The sequence below is a fragment of the Geobacter metallireducens GS-15 genome, from assembly GCF_000012925.1.
GTDB classification, from domain to species: Bacteria; Desulfobacterota; Desulfuromonadia; order Geobacterales; family Geobacteraceae; genus Geobacter; species Geobacter metallireducens.
The window spans coordinates 744,082-758,299 of record NC_007517.1 but is presented as its reverse complement, the minus strand read 5'-3'; the positions used below and the strand labels follow the sequence as shown (position 1 = coordinate 758,299).

The 14,218-nt window shown below is 62.1% G+C and carries 14 protein-coding genes; 8 read left to right on the top strand and 6 right to left on the bottom strand.

What is annotated here, in order from left to right:
* Positions 1-35: 35 nt before the first annotated feature.
* The 4 genes from GMET_RS03465 to GMET_RS03450 all read left to right on the top strand — a co-directional run bounded on the left by GMET_RS03465 (position 36) and on the right by GMET_RS03450 (position 3,559).
* Positions 36-632 (top strand): undecaprenyl-diphosphatase, encoded by a 597-nt coding sequence (locus tag GMET_RS03465; RefSeq protein WP_004514081.1) that lies wholly within the window; start codon positions 36-38, stop codon positions 630-632.
* Between the two features lie 36 nt (positions 633-668).
* Entirely contained in the window at positions 669-1,439 is a 771-nt protein-coding gene (locus GMET_RS03460) for a COG4705 family protein (RefSeq protein ID WP_004514080.1), read from the top strand.
* A gap of 141 nt (positions 1,440-1,580) precedes the next feature.
* The gene (locus GMET_RS03455) at positions 1,581-2,243 is read left to right on the top strand and encodes a response regulator (protein WP_004514079.1); all 663 of its coding nucleotides are present in this window, start codon (positions 1,581-1,583) and stop codon (positions 2,241-2,243) included.
* A complete protein-coding gene (locus GMET_RS03450) occupies positions 2,219-3,559 on the top strand; it encodes an ATP-binding protein (protein ID WP_004514078.1) in 1,341 nt (446 codons plus the stop codon). The genes GMET_RS03455 and GMET_RS03450 overlap by 25 nt, the downstream gene beginning before the upstream one ends.
* A 23-nt stretch (positions 3,560-3,582) precedes the next feature.
* Here GMET_RS03450 and GMET_RS03445 read toward each other — a convergent pair whose 3' ends face one another.
* The 6 genes from GMET_RS03445 to GMET_RS03420 all read right to left on the bottom strand — a co-directional run bounded on the left by GMET_RS03445 (position 3,583) and on the right by GMET_RS03420 (position 10,602).
* Positions 3,583-4,215, bottom strand: coding sequence for a hypothetical protein (locus tag GMET_RS03445; protein ID WP_004514077.1), 633 nt, complete (start codon positions 4,213-4,215; stop codon positions 3,583-3,585).
* A 172-nt stretch (positions 4,216-4,387) separates the two neighbouring features.
* Complete coding sequence (locus GMET_RS03440) at positions 4,388-6,367, bottom strand: heterodisulfide reductase-related iron-sulfur binding cluster (RefSeq protein ID WP_004514076.1); 1,980 nt, start codon at positions 6,365-6,367, stop codon at positions 4,388-4,390.
* 85 nt (positions 6,368-6,452) lie between these two features.
* Positions 6,453-7,784, bottom strand: coding sequence for an electron transfer flavoprotein subunit alpha (locus GMET_RS03435; RefSeq protein ID WP_004514075.1), 1,332 nt, complete (start codon positions 7,782-7,784; stop codon positions 6,453-6,455).
* A gap of 145 nt (positions 7,785-7,929) precedes the next feature.
* Positions 7,930-8,748: an electron transfer flavoprotein subunit beta/FixA family protein gene (locus GMET_RS03430; protein ID WP_004514074.1), complete on the bottom strand. Its 819-nt coding sequence runs from the start codon at positions 8,746-8,748 to the stop codon at positions 7,930-7,932.
* Positions 8,749-8,912: 164 nt separating this feature from the next.
* Positions 8,913-9,722, bottom strand: a complete 810-nt coding sequence (locus tag GMET_RS03425) for a GNAT family N-acetyltransferase (RefSeq protein WP_004514073.1) — start codon at positions 9,720-9,722, stop codon at positions 8,913-8,915.
* A gap of 7 nt (positions 9,723-9,729) precedes the next feature.
* Positions 9,730-10,602 (bottom strand): radical SAM protein, encoded by an 873-nt coding sequence (locus GMET_RS03420; protein ID WP_004514072.1) that lies wholly within the window; start codon positions 10,600-10,602, stop codon positions 9,730-9,732.
* 350 nt (positions 10,603-10,952) lie between these two features.
* Here GMET_RS03420 and draG point away from each other — a divergent pair, with 350 nt between their 5' ends.
* From draG to GMET_RS03400, 4 genes are all read left to right on the top strand, one after another.
* Positions 10,953-11,855: an ADP-ribosyl-[dinitrogen reductase] hydrolase gene (gene draG, locus GMET_RS03415; protein ID WP_004514071.1), complete on the top strand. Its 903-nt coding sequence runs from the start codon at positions 10,953-10,955 to the stop codon at positions 11,853-11,855.
* 114 nt (positions 11,856-11,969) lie between these two features.
* On the top strand, positions 11,970-13,442 hold the full coding sequence (locus tag GMET_RS03410) for a cytochrome c family protein (protein WP_004514070.1): 1,473 nt from the start codon (positions 11,970-11,972) through the stop codon (positions 13,440-13,442).
* A gap of 111 nt (positions 13,443-13,553) precedes the next feature.
* Positions 13,554-13,853 carry a type II toxin-antitoxin system Phd/YefM family antitoxin gene (locus tag GMET_RS03405; RefSeq protein WP_004514069.1) on the top strand — a complete coding sequence of 100 codons (300 nt, stop codon included), beginning with the start codon at positions 13,554-13,556 and terminating at the stop codon, positions 13,851-13,853.
* On the top strand, positions 13,843-14,169 hold the full coding sequence (locus tag GMET_RS03400) for a type II toxin-antitoxin system RelE/ParE family toxin (protein WP_004514068.1): 327 nt from the start codon (positions 13,843-13,845) through the stop codon (positions 14,167-14,169). The genes GMET_RS03405 and GMET_RS03400 overlap by 11 nt, the downstream gene beginning before the upstream one ends.
* The last annotated feature ends 49 nt before the right edge of the window (positions 14,170-14,218 follow it).

The window sequence follows — 14,218 nt, the reverse complement described above, 5'->3', positions numbered from 1 at the left end:
GCCGGGGAGGACAATTTCCCGGCTGGGGAGTAACCATGGAAGCATTGAACCATAGACTGTTTTTTCTGATTAACGCCCCCGCTCATCCTGACGCGCTCATGGTGTCTTTTGCCCGCGGGCTGGCTGATGAGCTCATCTGGCTGGTGCCGCTGCTTCTGATATATGGCTGGCTGTGGGGGAATGAACAACGACGCATCGCGATGCTGGAGGCAACGGTAGCCGGCTTGGCGGGCCTGCTGGCCAACCAGGTCATTGCCCTTGTCTGGCCGCATCCACGCCCGTTCATGGTCAACATGGGGCATACCTTTTTGAGGCATGTGGCGGATTCCTCATTCCCAAGCGACCACCTGACCCTGATCTGGTCCGTTTCATTTTGCCTGATAATGCGGAAGCACTTCCGGCCGGCGGGCATTGCCGTCGCTTTGGCGGGGCTGCCGGTGGCCTGGGCGCGGATCTATCTGGGAGTCCATTTCCCGCTTGATATGGTCGGAGCCGCCCTGGTGGCCGTCATGAGCGCCTGGCTGGTGCTCCGTGGGGAACGGTTGCTGATTGACGTCTGCTACCGGCCGATGTTCGCGGCATACCACCTGCTCGCGAAGCCGTTGATTCGAGGCGGATGGCTCAACGAATAACCCGCTCCATCAACACAACGAGAGGAGATACGTCACATGAATACAACACCCGAACAGACAACCCGGCAACTCCTGATCAAAGTGCCGCAAGTCACCATCATCTTCTGGATCATCAAGATCGCCGCAACAACCCTCGGTGAAACGGGGGGCGACGCCGTATCCATGTCCATGAACCTGGGGTATCTGGTCGGCACGGGCATCTTCGCCGCGATCTTTGCCGTCGCCGTCACCGCGCAGGTACGCGCTGACCGTTTTCACCCCTTCTTATATTGGAGCACCATCATCGCCACGACAACAGTGGGGACCACCCTGGCCGATTTTGCCGACCGGTCCCTGGGTATCGGCTATGCCGGAGGAGCGTCGCTTCTCTTTGCCCTTCTCATGGGATCCCTCCTTGTCTGGTATCGAAGCATGGGCTCCGTCTCCGTCGACACGGTGCGGACAAGGAAGGCAGAGGTGTTTTACTGGGTAACCATCATGTTTTCCCAAACCCTTGGCACCGCCCTGGGAGACTGGACCGCGGATACGGCCGGCCTCGGCTACACAGGGGGAGCGCTCGTTTTCACCATCCTGCTGGCAGGGGTTGTCGCGGCATACTACTGGACCCGCATATCCCGCACGGCTCTTTTCTGGACCGCCTTCATCCTGACGCGCCCCCTCGGGGCGGTGGTCGGCGATCTGCTCGACAAGCCGGTCAGCGCCGGAGGCTTCGGATTGAACCGCTACTCGGCATCGGCGGTCCTTTTCAGCTTTATCCTGCTGGGTCTGTATGCCCTTCCCCAGCGGGCCGCGGAGAGAAACCATTGAGGGATAGCATTTCCCCGTGACAATCTCGGGACGTGGAGTATGGTATATCCGACAACATTGGCGCTGACCGAGCTTGCGTAACGGATGCCAAAGCCGGTTGATGATTCTGTTTGCCCGGCAAGCGTTCCGCACGGAGAGATAATGCGAATTTTGTTGGTTGAAGATGACCGGATGATTGGCGAGGCGGTGGAACAAGCGTTGAAGGATGCCGCCTATGCCGTGGACTGGGTCCGTGACGGCATCAGCGCCTCCGACGCCGTTGAAACCGGCGAATATCAACTGGTGATCCTCGATCTGGGGCTCCCCGGACGGGACGGTCTGGGGGTGCTGGAACGGATGCGCGGCGACGGGAACAACGCCGCCGTTCTCATCGTCACTGCCCGCGATGCCCTCGATGACCGGATTCGTGGCCTCGATCTGGGTGCGGACGACTATCTGGTCAAGCCGTTCGCGGTAGGCGAACTGCTGGCCAGGATCCGGGCCGTAAGCCGCCGCCAGACGGGGAGCGCTGCCCCACTTCTTACGAACGGGGTCGTTACCCTTGACCCGGTTAGCAAGGAAGCCGTCTGCGGCGAACGGCGCTGCCGCCTCACCGCCCGTGAGTTCTCGCTACTGCAGGCTCTGCTCGTGCGCCCCGGCGCAATCCTTTCCCGTGATGAGCTGGAAACCCGCATCTATGGCTGGAATGAGGAAGTGGAGAGCAATGCCGTCGAATTCCTGATCCATTCGGTACGCAAGAAACTGGGGAGCGAGTCAATCAGAAATGTTCGGGGGATGGGATGGATGGTGGATCGCAACCAGTGAACGGCTCCCTGCGACGCCGGCTTTCGCTCTGGATTGCCGGGGTGACCATTGCAAGCGGCCTGGCGGCAGGGTTCTGTTCATACCTCATGGCGTTTCGGGAGGCCCAGGAACTCCAGGATGACCAGCTCCGCCAGATGGCTCTGCTGCTGGGGCGTCACGCGCAAACGTCGGATGCGTGGATGAGCCCCATGGGAAGTATCGACCACAACGATCCCGACGCCAGAATCGTTGTCTCTCCCCTGGGGAACGTTCCCCGCCCCCCGAAGCTGCCCCCTCTTCCCACCACATTGCCCGAAGGATTCCAAACCCTGGACAACCACGGAACCGCCTGGCGCCTCTTCGTCTTCACCCTTCCGTCCGGCATGCGGCTTGCGACGGGACAGATGACGGCGGTGCGCAATGAGATAGCTCGGGACAGTGCCCTTTTCACCCTGATCCCGATACTGCTGCTGGTGCCGACGCTGTCTTTTCTGGCAGCCTGGGTCATCCGGCACACCCTGATGCCAGTCACGCATCTTTCCCATCAACTGGACCGGCGGGATGACACCAACCTGGCGGCGGTCTCGGTGGTCGGCGTACCGTCGGAGATACGCCCCTTTGTTATCGCCATCAACGGCCTGATGCAACGCCTCGCTACAGCCATCGAGCAGCAGCGCCGTTTCATCGCCGACGCAGCCCATGAGCTGCGCTCCCCCCTCACGGCCCTCACCGTTCAGGCGGAAAACCTGGAACACGGCATTTCATCTCCAGAGGGAAAACTGCGGGTTATGCAACTCAAGGCAGGACTGGAGCGGGCCGGGAAATTGCTGGAACAGCTTTTGAGCCTGGCGCGGCACCAATCCTGCGCAGCGCCCCCGGTTGAAGTGCTCTTCAGTCATCTGGTCAGGCAGGTTATCGAGGATTACATGCCGTTCGCCGCCGGCAAACGGATTGATTTCGGCTGTGAGCGGTTCGAGGAGGTTACCCTGATCGCCCCTTCGGAAGACTTGCTGGTGCTGGCGCGTAACGCCGTTGACAATGCGCTGCGCTATACGCCGCCGGGCGGGACGGTTGATGTCAGTCTGTACCGCGACAAGGAAGATGTGGTTTTCCAGGTGGATGATACCGGGCCGGGGATTCCCGAAGGTGAAGAGGAGCGGATGTTTGAACCGTTCTATCGGGTAACGGGAAACAATGAAACCGGCAGCGGTCTCGGACTGGCAATCATACGCAGCATTGCGGACCGGCTTGGAGGCACCGTGACGCTTTGCAACAGGGAAGGCGGGACAGGTGCGCGCTTCCGCTACCGACAACCGCTACCCGCAAGCAACCGGTGACAACATCATCGACACATCAGAACTCACGCCTCGGGAAACTCGTCCAACCCAATGAGAGTCTCCCGCAATTCGTACCGCGCAACGGCGAAGAGCTTCTCCAGGAGCCGCTCCGTGGGGGCCGGGGGATAGAGGGGAAACGAGAGCCGGTAGATGAGGTCCAGGTAGCCGTCGTTCCTGTTCTCCTCAAGGAAAAGGGAGCCGTACGGGTAGATGGGCGCATAGATGAGCGCCTCCTCCATGACGGCGTCGTCATCGCTCCAGAAGGGAAGGATTATCTCCAGGCAGAGACAGAGTCCGAGCCCCGTGGGATCGTCAGCCACGAAGAGGAGCAACTCGTCCTGGGGAGAGCCCCCATGCTCCAGCACCTCGGGGCAGGCCGTCGCGGCAGGGATCACCATGAGCCGCCCGTGCTGGGGGTCGAGGCCGTAGAGCCACCCCCTGCGCTCCAGATGACGCTCGATCCGCTCGTAGGCCTTCACGTGCTGCGGGGCGATACCCTTGAAAAAATCCGCCCGAAGTTCATGGCGCTTCGCGATCAACACCTCGAAAGGGATGCTGGCATCCTCACCGGTGGCGGGACGGCTCCCCCGCAACTCGGGGTTGTTCACCACCAGCCGGAGTTGGGGCCGTTTCCGGTCGTCCTTGTCCTGCGTCATGACGTTATGCTCCCTTTCCTGTGTCGCGTTGCAAATCCCAGCTTGTTTCCGGGGGATTATACCCCGAAACGCCGCCGATGCCTATCCCTGTCAAACCTTTCGGCTCTTGCGAACACAAAAAAGGGAGCCCCCCGAAGGAAGCTCCCTTTTTTCATATCTACCCAGAGATGACCTACTGCGCCGGACGCAGCGCCTCGGCAACCACCTCGGCTATGTCCCGAACCTTGGTCTGGCCGGCCTGCTTATCCTTGAGACCGTCCTCGAACATGGTCATACAGTAGGGGCAGGCAACGCAGATGGTATCGGGACTCTTCGAAAGTGCCTCGGTGACCCGGTTCAGGTTGATCCGGGTGCCGGTCTGCTCTTCCATCCACATCCGGCCGCCGCCGGCGCCGCAGCAGAATGACTCTTCCCGCGCCCGGTCGAACTCGGTCGGTACCGCGCCGGTTACCTTCGCCACCACCTGCCGCGGTGCCTTGTACACGTCGTTGTGACGCCCCAGATAGCAGGAGTCGTGGAGGATGATCTTCCCCAGCTCGCTCACCTGGCGGTTCAGCTTCAGCCGCCCGGCGTCCAGAAGCTGCTGGATCAGCTCGGAATGGTGGATCACTTCCAGCTCGATACCGTACTGGCGGTAGTCGTTCTTGAGGGTGGTGAAACAGTGGGGGCACTGGACGATGACCTTGGTCACCCCCCGCTCCCGGAAGATCTCCACGTTCTCCCGGGCCATCCGGTCAAAGACGTATTCGTTCCCCAGGCGCCGGAGGCTGTCGCCGCAGCACTTCTCGTCCTTGCCGAGAATCCCCCAGGAGATGCCTGCCGCGTCAAGGATCGTTGCCACGTTCACCGTCACCTGCTTGCTCCGGGAGTCGAAGGAGCCGGCGCACCCCACATAGAAGAGGTACTCGGTCTTCCCTGCCTCGAAGGGTTTTACATCCATCTGTGCGGCCCACTTGGCCCGCTCGCTGGGGGCGATCCCCCACGGGTTTGAGCGCTGCTCCATGTTCTCGAAGAGGTTCAGGAGCTCTTCGGGGAATGTTGTCTTCATCTCCACCAGATGCCGACGCATGCTGACCAGCTTCGAGGGGTGCTCGATCATGACGGGACAGGCCTGAAGGCAGGCGCCGCAGGTAGTACAGGCCCAGATGGTCTCCTCGGTGTTGGTCCCCTCCCCTTCCGCTCCGATTAGGGGGACCCGCGGCGGCTCACCCGCCTTCAGGGCCTGCTCGTTGGCCAGCAGGTTTGCCTTCAGACTGTGCACCACCTGCCGGGGGTTGAGGGACTTGCCGGTGGCGTTGGCCGGACAGGCATCCTGACACCGGCCGCACTCGGTACAGGAGAAGGAATCAAACAGGTCCTTCCAGGTGAAGTCGGTGACTTTCTCCACCCCATAGCGGTTGCCGACAGCGAATTCCTCGCGGGGCTGGGTGCTGGTGCTCCCCAGGTTCTGGAAGAAGCAGTTGGGTATGGCGGTGAGGATGTGCATGTGCTTGCTCATGGGGAGGAAACAGATGAAAGCCAGGAGCACCGTGGCGTGCAGCCACCAGAAGAAGCTCCCCAGTGCCGGCAGGCTGGCGCCGCTCCCCGCGAGCATGTTGGCGGCAACGGCGGAAACCGGCATGAAGGAGGCCGGCTCCAGTCCCCCCACAATCTTGACGCCGTTCAGGCCGAAGGAGGCGATCATCAGCAGGGCGATGAACGAGAGGATGAGGAACGCCTCGAAACTTCTGGCGCTTACGTAGGCGCTGTCCAGGTAGGCCGGCTTGAAGATGAGCCGCCGGGCAAAGGAGAGGACGATGGCCGCCAGGGCAAACAGGGAGACGATGTCAAAGGCGAAGACCAGCGGGTGGTAGAGGGCTGTCGGCAAGACGTTCGCCAGGCGGAAGCCGGGGATGAGTCCTTCCAGGATGAAGGCGCCGTTGGCCATGAGGAGCACGACGAAAGCCCAGAAGATGACGAAGTGGTTGAGCCCGAAGGGGCGGGCCACCACCCGCTTCTGGCCGAAGGCGTAGAGCAGCATGTCCCAGAGCCGCAACGACGGATTGTCAAAGCGGTTCTCGGGCCGGCCGAGACGAATGAGGCTCAGTTTCTTGCCGCACTGCCAGATGAAGACGCCGATGGCAATGAGGAACAGTGGAGTGAAAATGGTCATAGCGAACCTTTCGGTGCCAATCTAAGGGCTAGTTTTTGGGCCTGGGGTTAAAGAGAATGGAGCGAACTCCCTTGACCTTTATCCATCAGCCCTTTCTTTTCGATGCTTTCAGTTCCCGCAGTTGGCTGGTGATGGCCGGGACGATTTTGAACAGGTCTCCCACGATGCCATAGGTGGCCACCTGGAAGATGGGGGCCTCCTTGTCGCGGTTTATGGCGATGACCACGTCGGAATCCTGCATTCCGACGAGATGCTGGATGGCGCCGGAGATGCCGCAGGCTATGTAGATCTTTGGGCGCACGGTCTTGCCGGTCTGCCCGACCTGGCGGTCGTGGGGCATCCAGCCGGCGTCCACGGCGCTGCGCGACGCGCCGACCACCCCCCCCAGCTCATCGGCCAACTCCTGGAGCATGGCGAAGTTCTCCGGTCCCATCAGGCCGCGCCCGCCGGAAACGATGAACTCGGCCCCGGCGATGTCGACCCCTACCTTCGTGTCCCTGATGATTTCAATGACCTTGGTGAGGATGTCGGCCTCGTTGAGGGTAATCTGCTCCCGGACGATCGCGCCGGTGGCGCCTTCCATCCGTTCGGGCATCGGCATCACGTGGGGGCGGACCGTGGCCATCTGCGGACGGAACTTGTCGCACATGATGGTGGCCATGATGTTGCCACCGAAGGCGGGGCGGGTCTGGCGGAGGTTCCGCTTGTCGTCCACGTCGAGGCCGGTGCAGTCGGCGGTGAGGCCGGTCTTGACCCGCGTGGCAACGGCCCCGGCAAGGTCGCGCCCCATGCCGGTGGCCCCCATGAGGATAATCTCGGGCTTGTATTTGTCGATCAGGTGGCAGCAGGCGTCGAGGTAGGGCTCGGTGCGGTAGAAGCGGAAGACGTCCTGGTCCATGAGGTACGCCTTGGTGGCGCCGTAGCTGAAGGCCTCGCGGCAAAGGTGCTCCACGCCGTGGCCGATGACGATGGCGCAGAGTTCGGTGCCGATGTCCCGGGCCAGTTGGGCACCGACCCCCATCAGCTCCCAGGAGACCTTGGCGGGCTCCCCTTCGGTCTGCTCCACAAAGACCCAGACCCCCCGGTAAGCGGCGAGCATCTGCGCCAGGGCGGCCTCCTCGGCGTCCTCTTCCTCGACAGCGGGGGCCGCTCCGGCGGCCTGCTGCCTGGCCAGTTCCTCCAGAATCTTCAGTTCCTCGGGGGTGAAGAACATCTCCAGGGCATCGGCGGGGCAGACCTTCACGCATTTAAGGCAGCCGATGCACTTCTCGGAGAGGATGATCGGTTCCCCCGCATCGCTCATCTCTATGGCATCCACGGGGCAGGCGCTCTGGCACCGGGCGCCGCAGGCGATGCACTTTCCCGGGATGGGCCGGGCTGTGCCCCGGGGCTTCTTTATCTTCTTTGGTTCAGTCATGGGTGAATACTCCGTATTCTTGTTCGGGCGCTTCGCGCGTTTGATCACTTCGCTCGTTCGTTTACTTCGTCTCGAACGTTTCGAACGCGGCGCTCGCCGCACGAACGTGCGAAGCACATCAACGAGCGTCAGCGATCGAACATCATCACACCGCCAGCAGATCCTTCGCCAGCAGCTGGTCGATGAGCAGGCGGGCCGTTCCCGTCGGATCGGCCATGCCGTCGCCGATGATCTCCCCCTTGTCCCGCTCGGGGGAGAAGATTCGGCTCACCCAGGTGGGTGACCCCTTGAGGCCAACGCTGTTCACGTCCATCCGCAGCACCTCGTTGGTCCAGACCGTTACCTGGGCATCGGCGGCAGCAAGGCGCATGGGAACGGAGGGGTAGCGGGGGCGGTTCAGCTCCCGCACGGCGGTTATCATGACCGGCAGGGAGGCTTCAACGACCTCGTAGCGTCCTTCCAGCTTGCGCCGGACCTTGATCCGTCGGTTGACCGGGTCCAGTGCCTCGATGCGGTCCACGAGGGTCAGCGGGGTAAAGCCGAGGCGCACGGCAATGCCGGGGCCCACCTGGGCGGTGTCGCCGTCGATAGTCTGTTTGCCGCAGAAGACGATCCCCACCTCTTCCCCGGTCTCCTGGGCGATCCGCTTGATGGCAGCGGCGAGTACATTGCTCGTGGAGAGGGTATCGGCGCCGCCGAAGCAGCGGTCGGAGCAGAGAATGGCATCATCGGCCCCCATGGAGAGGGCCTTGCGAAGAGCGGCCTCGGCGTTGGGTGGACCCATGGAGAGGGCCACGGCCCGGAAGCCGAAGCGGTCCTTGATCCGGAGGCTCTCCTCCAGGGCATGGGTGTCGTACGGGTTGACGATGAACGGGATCCCCTCGCGGACGAGGGTGTTGGTGACTGGATCAATCTTTACCTGGGTAGTGTCCGGCACCTGTTTGATACAGGCAATGGCGAGCATGAAAATCCTCCCGCCCGGTGAAGGGCTCAAAAGTTAGAGACGGAGTCAACGGGTCATTGCCTCCATCTTCAGCAGCAGATAATAATATCAAAAAATCAAATTCGATTTCAAGAATAGTTTGCTCAAATTTTAGGCATATTTTTTATTGTGAATAAAATTTATATTCACCCCACGCTCCCCAATGTGGCAAGGGCGAAAATCTTTTCCGGCTTATAGGCCGGCTCGTCACCCACGCACATGAGGACCGTCCGCCCGCAGGCGGCAAAGCCGGCATGAGCGAGAACAGAGGCGGCGGCACCATTGCGGACCGGCACGTCGAGGAGAACCTGCGCCCCCCCCTGCAGGCGGGAGAGCGCCCGCCCCAGGAGCTCCCCGGCAACGCCCCGCCCCTCTGCCGCCCAAGGGCCCAGCTGGAAGCCGCTTCCGCACGGCTGGGTCACCAGGAAGCCTCCGTTCTCCCGCAGCACTATTCCTCGAGCAGCCACGGCACTCAGGACACACCTGCGGTCATCACCCCATCCGGCACGATCGAGGGGAACCAATTCGTCCGGAGCAACGGGGTCATCGTGCCATTGCGTCCCCCCCGTGGCCGTTCCGCACCAGCGAACCACGCCGTCCATTTCCCGGAACCCCATTTTCTCGTAAAGGGGACGTCCCTGCGCCGACGCGGTGAGCCAGACGGTCCTGGCTCCGGAGTCCAGAAGCTGGTCCATGGCTCGGCCCATGAGGAGGGTTCCGTATCCCCGTCCGCGATACTCCTCCGCCACGATCAGATTGCCGATCCACCCGCTCGCGCCGTAGCGGACCGCGGTGGCGAACGCCACGGGCCGCCCGTTTTCCTCCACGGCGAGGCAACCACAGGGAAAGCTTTCGAGGATGAATGCAAACTCCCACGGGTCGCTGATCCACCCCTCGGCGGCGGCAAGGGCTAGAAACAGGGAAACGTCATCGGGATAAAAGGGCCTGATCCTCATGCCAGCCTCAAACGGCAACGGTAAGCGGAGTGCCAGACTCCGTCACGGTGGCATCCCGGCCGATGAGCCCCACGGCGTCGGCCCGGCACTGGCGGCAGTGCTTGAACTGGCCGATGATCGACTCGTTTCGCTGCCGCACCCGGTCCAGCTCTTCGGGCGGCGGCGGGCTGATATGGGCGAAATCAGCCTGGGGTATGAGCGGCATTATATTCATGACAAAGGCGCCGAGCTCCTTGATTTTTCTTCCGATAAGGGGCACCTGCTCCTCGTTGACCCCGGGGATGTAGACGGTGTTCACCTTCACCGTCATCCCGTATCCCACGGCCCGCCGGATCCCCTCCAGCTGGTTGGCCACCAGGATCTCCGCCGCCTCGACGCCCCGAAAAACCTGGCCTTGATAGCTGATGTGTCCGTAAATCCGCGCCCCCACCGCCGGATCGAGGGCGTTGAGGGTAACGGTGAGGCTGTGGAGGTCCAGTTGGTGGAGCCGCTCGATGGCGTCAGGGAGGAGGAGCCCGTTGGTGCTCATGCACTTCATGAGATGCGGGAACTCTTCCCCCACGAGGCGGAACGTCTCGAAAGTCTCTTCGTTGGCCAAGGGGTCGCCGGGGCCGGCAATGCCGATCACCTTGATGATGGGCCCCATCACCGAGCTCGCCATCACCTCGCGAACCTTGGCGATGGCCTCGGCGGGAGTGATAAGCCGGCTCGTGACGCCGGGGCGGGACTCGTTGGCGCAGTCGTGCCTGCGGGTGCAGTAGCCGCACTTGATGTTGCAGCGGGGCGCCACGGCCAGGTGCATCCGGCCGTTCTTGTGGTGGTTGCCGCCGAAGCAGGGGTGCCCCTGGATCTTCTTCAACTGGTCGCATGATGTGGCCATCTCTGCCTCCGTGCCCGAATGGGCTGCCTGAACGAAAAAAAGCCCGGCGGATTTCTCGCGCCGGGCTCCTGTGCCTGTCTTCCTCTCCACACTTCGTCGTGTGGCCTTTGCTTATCCATTAACATGAAGCGTGCCAGATCGTCCCTAACCGAGGAAGTGACTGTAACGCCTTACATCTAGCGGTTTTTTAGTCATGCTAAAAATTATTTTTCTGCCCGTTTTTTCCACGGTGGATTAAAAAACAGGCAACAACGCGAGCAAGGAGTTACCCCCGCTGCTTCGCCAACCCGCCACCTTGCGCCCACAACACCTCGTTCCACCAAGGCTTGTTTATTGCAGCACCTTCCACCATGCCCCACCTCCTCGATCATCACGATATCCGCTCCCGGGCCCGGGCCGCCTTCATCGGGCTGGCGGTGGGAGACGCCCTCGGCGCGCCGGTGGAATTCATGACGGCCGGGGAGATACGGTCCAAGTACGGCGTCCTGCGGGAGATCGTCGGTGGCGGATGGCTGCGGCTCAAACCGGGCCAGGTGACCGACGACACCGAGATGTCTCTCTGCGTGGCCCGGGCCATCGTTGCCGCTGGCGGATGGTCCCTGCGCGGCATCGCCGAAGAGTTCGCCGGATGGCTCAGGACAAAACCGGTGGATGTGGGGGACACCTGTCGCCGGGGCATCCGGAACTTCATGCTCAAGGGAAGCCTCGAAACCCCCTTCAACCAGTGGGACGCCGGCAATGGCGCCGCCATGCGGATGCTCCCGGCGGCCCTCTACACCCTCGGCGACGATGACCTCCTGCAGCGCTGCGCCCTGGAGCAGGCCCGCATCACCCACAACCACCCCCTTTCCGACGCCGCCTGCATCACCCTCGGGCGCATCGTCCACCTGGCGCTCCGAGGCGCATCCAAGAACCGTCTCCACCGGGAGGCAGACCTCCTCGTCGCCGACCTTCCCGCCTTCACCTTCACCCCTTACCGGGGACTCGCCACCGGCTACGTGGCCGACACCGTACAGACCGTTTTCCACCATTTCTTCCGGGGACGCAGCTTCGAGGAATGCCTCGTGGGAACCGTGAACCAGGGGGGGGATGCCGACACCACCGGTGCCATCTGCGGCATGGTGGCCGGGGCATTCTACGGGATGGAGGGAATTCCCCAAAGGTGGCTAAAGAAAATGGATCGAAAAACCATGGCCGAAATCGCAGAGCTTTCTACTCGCCTAATCGCCCTGTCAACGCCCCTTCGCGAATAAACCGGTATTTTGTAGCCTCCTCCTTGACGATAGGTGCTTTTGCTGTTACACCTTAAGCGTCGATTAATCAACGCAGCATAATCACTACCGGTTTTGGTCAAGGAGGAACCAATCATGAAGCGAACGTCGCGCCTCGCCGCCACTCTCTTCGTCTGTTTCGCCATCATCTGTGCCGCCGTTGCGGCCCAGGCCACCTCGCCCGTCTTCCCCGTGGACCGGGAGTTCTACCCCTACTATCCGTCCCTCATCAAGTGGAACAAGTCGTCCGTCCCCTTCAATGCCCCCGAGGTCTGCGGAGGCTGCCACGAGAAGCAATACAAGGAGTGGAACGGCTCGGTTCACAGCCTCGCCTTCAAGGATCCGGTCTACCAGGGTGAACTCAACAAGGCAGTCAAGGCCGTGGGCCATGACATCGCACGGCAGTGCGAGGGATGCCACACCCCCATCGGCGTGGTCACCGGCGAGGTCAAGGCACCGGGTCTTGCGGGGCTTTCCGCCATCGCCCTTGCCGGCGTTTCCTGCGATGTCTGCCACTCCATCAGCGGTGTGACCCACCAGCAGACACCGGCGCGGGTCGCCGAGAACGGTTCCTTCATCATGACCCCCGGCGTGGAGACAACCAGCGGCCAGGCCCTCATCAAGCGCGGCCCCATCCCCAACCACAAGGAGTGCGGCGGAGGGTTCCACCAGTGCGAAGAATCCCCTCTCCACCTCCAGGCGAACCTCTGCGCCTCCTGCCACCAGGTCTACCACTACGATGACCACTTCCCCATCGAGGCCACGTACAACGAGTGGATTGCCGGCCCCTACGCCCAGAAGGGGATCATGTGCCAGGACTGCCACATGGTCGACGTCCAGACCTTCAAGCGGACCGCCGACCAGTTCGTGAAGCCCGAGCGCAAAGAGTACAAGCACTACTTCAGCGGTGCCAACTACCTCCTCACCTATCTGGCCTCCGGCGCCGCCAAAAAGGCAGGGGACGAGGAACTGGCCAAGAGCATGATGAACCAGTACGAGATGGCCGTGGAGCGGCTGAAATCCGCGGCGGACCTGGAACTATTCCCCATCTATCACAACGGGAAGCTCGACGAACTGAAGGTGCGGGTAAAGAACATCCGGGCCGGACACAACCTCCCCACGTCTCTCACCAACGTGCGTCAGATGTGGCTGGAGATCACCGCCAAGGACGAGAACGGCAAGGTGGTCATGACGAGCGGCACCCTCAACCCCGATGGATCACTTTCCGAAGTCGCCCGCAACTTCGCCTCCGACGGCATGACCAAAGACTTCCACTTCACCGTCGACCCATGGAGTCTTGTCAGTTTCTCCAAACACGACACCATTCCGCCCAAGGGGTACCGGGAGACATACTACGGGTTGCACTTCCCGGCAGGCCTGAAGAAGGTCACCATCGAAGCCAAGCTCCGGTTCCGCCAGGCCGACCAGAAGGTGGCCGAAGCACTCCTGGCCGCCGTGCCCAAGGACATCAACCTGGAGCAGACGTACGGCCTCAAGGCAGTCCCCCCCCTCCCCGTGGTTGATATGGCGGTGAAGCAGGTGACGGTGGATACGAGCTCCGCCTCTTGATGATACAAAGGCCCCGACGCTGCCGAGTCGGGGCCTTTTTTATGCACCCGCCGTCAACGCCGTTGCCCAGCCGGACCACCTGTGGTACCTTTTACGGACCGGAGGCCGCCCATGAAAATCAACGAAGACATTCGTCCCGTCACCTACCTGAAGTCCCGGGCCGCAGACCTGCTGGCCCAGGTCAACGAAACCCATCGTCCAGTCATCATCACCCAGAATGGCGAGGCCCGGGCCGTGCTCCAGGACCCCGAATCCTACGAGCAGATGCGGGCCGCAATCGGCCTGCTTAAACTGGTGGCTCAAGGGGAGGAAGACGTGCGCGCTGGCCGCGTCAGCGAGCAGGATGAAATCTTTGCCCGGCTGGAAAGAAAGCTGAGAAACGGCGCGAAGGGCGATTCCGATGCCCCGTAGATACGCCGTTCACTGGGCAAGGACCGCCGAACAGGACCTTGAGGCGATTATCGACTACATTGCCCAGGACAGCATTGACGCGGCGCTTCGCATCCTAGCGAAGCTGCGCGACGGGGCCGCCACCCTGTCGTCAACGCCGCACCGGGGGAGGGTGGTGCCGGAGCTGCTGGCCCACGGCATCCCGACCTACCGTGAACTGATTATTCCCCCGTGGCGGCTCATGTACCGGATCGGCGAGGGGGAGGTACTCGTGCTGGCCCTCTTCGATTCCCGCCGTAACCTTGAGGATATTCTGCTGGAGAGATTGACGCGGTAACGTTCCGCCTCGGCCACCGACGCCGTTTTTTGTACACAAATCAACAAGG

Bases quoted from the DNA above. Each gene is read 5' to 3' on its own strand.
- draG (WP_004514071.1), top strand. From the start codon at position 10,953: ATGCCCCACCTCCTCGATCATCACGATATCCGCTCCCGGGCCCGGGCC.
- GMET_RS03405 (WP_004514069.1), top strand. From the start codon at position 13,554: ATGAAAATCAACGAAGACATTCGTCCCGTCACCTACCTGAAGTCCCGG.
- GMET_RS03445 (WP_004514077.1), bottom strand. From the start codon at position 4,215: ATGACGCAGGACAAGGACGACCGGAAACGGCCCCAACTCCGGCTGGTG.
- GMET_RS03465 (WP_004514081.1), top strand. From the start codon at position 36: ATGGAAGCATTGAACCATAGACTGTTTTTTCTGATTAACGCCCCCGCT.
- GMET_RS03400 (WP_004514068.1), top strand. From the start codon at position 13,843: ATGCCCCGTAGATACGCCGTTCACTGGGCAAGGACCGCCGAACAGGAC.
- GMET_RS03435 (WP_004514075.1), bottom strand. From the start codon at position 7,784: ATGACTGAACCAAAGAAGATAAAGAAGCCCCGGGGCACAGCCCGGCCC.
- GMET_RS03430 (WP_004514074.1), bottom strand. From the start codon at position 8,748: ATGCTCGCCATTGCCTGTATCAAACAGGTGCCGGACACTACCCAGGTA.
- GMET_RS03460 (WP_004514080.1), top strand. From the start codon at position 669: ATGAATACAACACCCGAACAGACAACCCGGCAACTCCTGATCAAAGTG.
- GMET_RS03450 (WP_004514078.1), top strand. From the start codon at position 2,219: ATGGATGGTGGATCGCAACCAGTGAACGGCTCCCTGCGACGCCGGCTT.
- GMET_RS03455 (WP_004514079.1), top strand. From the start codon at position 1,581: ATGCGAATTTTGTTGGTTGAAGATGACCGGATGATTGGCGAGGCGGTG.
- GMET_RS03425 (WP_004514073.1), bottom strand. From the start codon at position 9,722: ATGAGGATCAGGCCCTTTTATCCCGATGACGTTTCCCTGTTTCTAGCC.
- GMET_RS03440 (WP_004514076.1), bottom strand. From the start codon at position 6,367: ATGACCATTTTCACTCCACTGTTCCTCATTGCCATCGGCGTCTTCATC.
- GMET_RS03410 (WP_004514070.1), top strand. From the start codon at position 11,970: ATGAAGCGAACGTCGCGCCTCGCCGCCACTCTCTTCGTCTGTTTCGCC.
- GMET_RS03420 (WP_004514072.1), bottom strand. From the start codon at position 10,602: ATGGCCACATCATGCGACCAGTTGAAGAAGATCCAGGGGCACCCCTGC.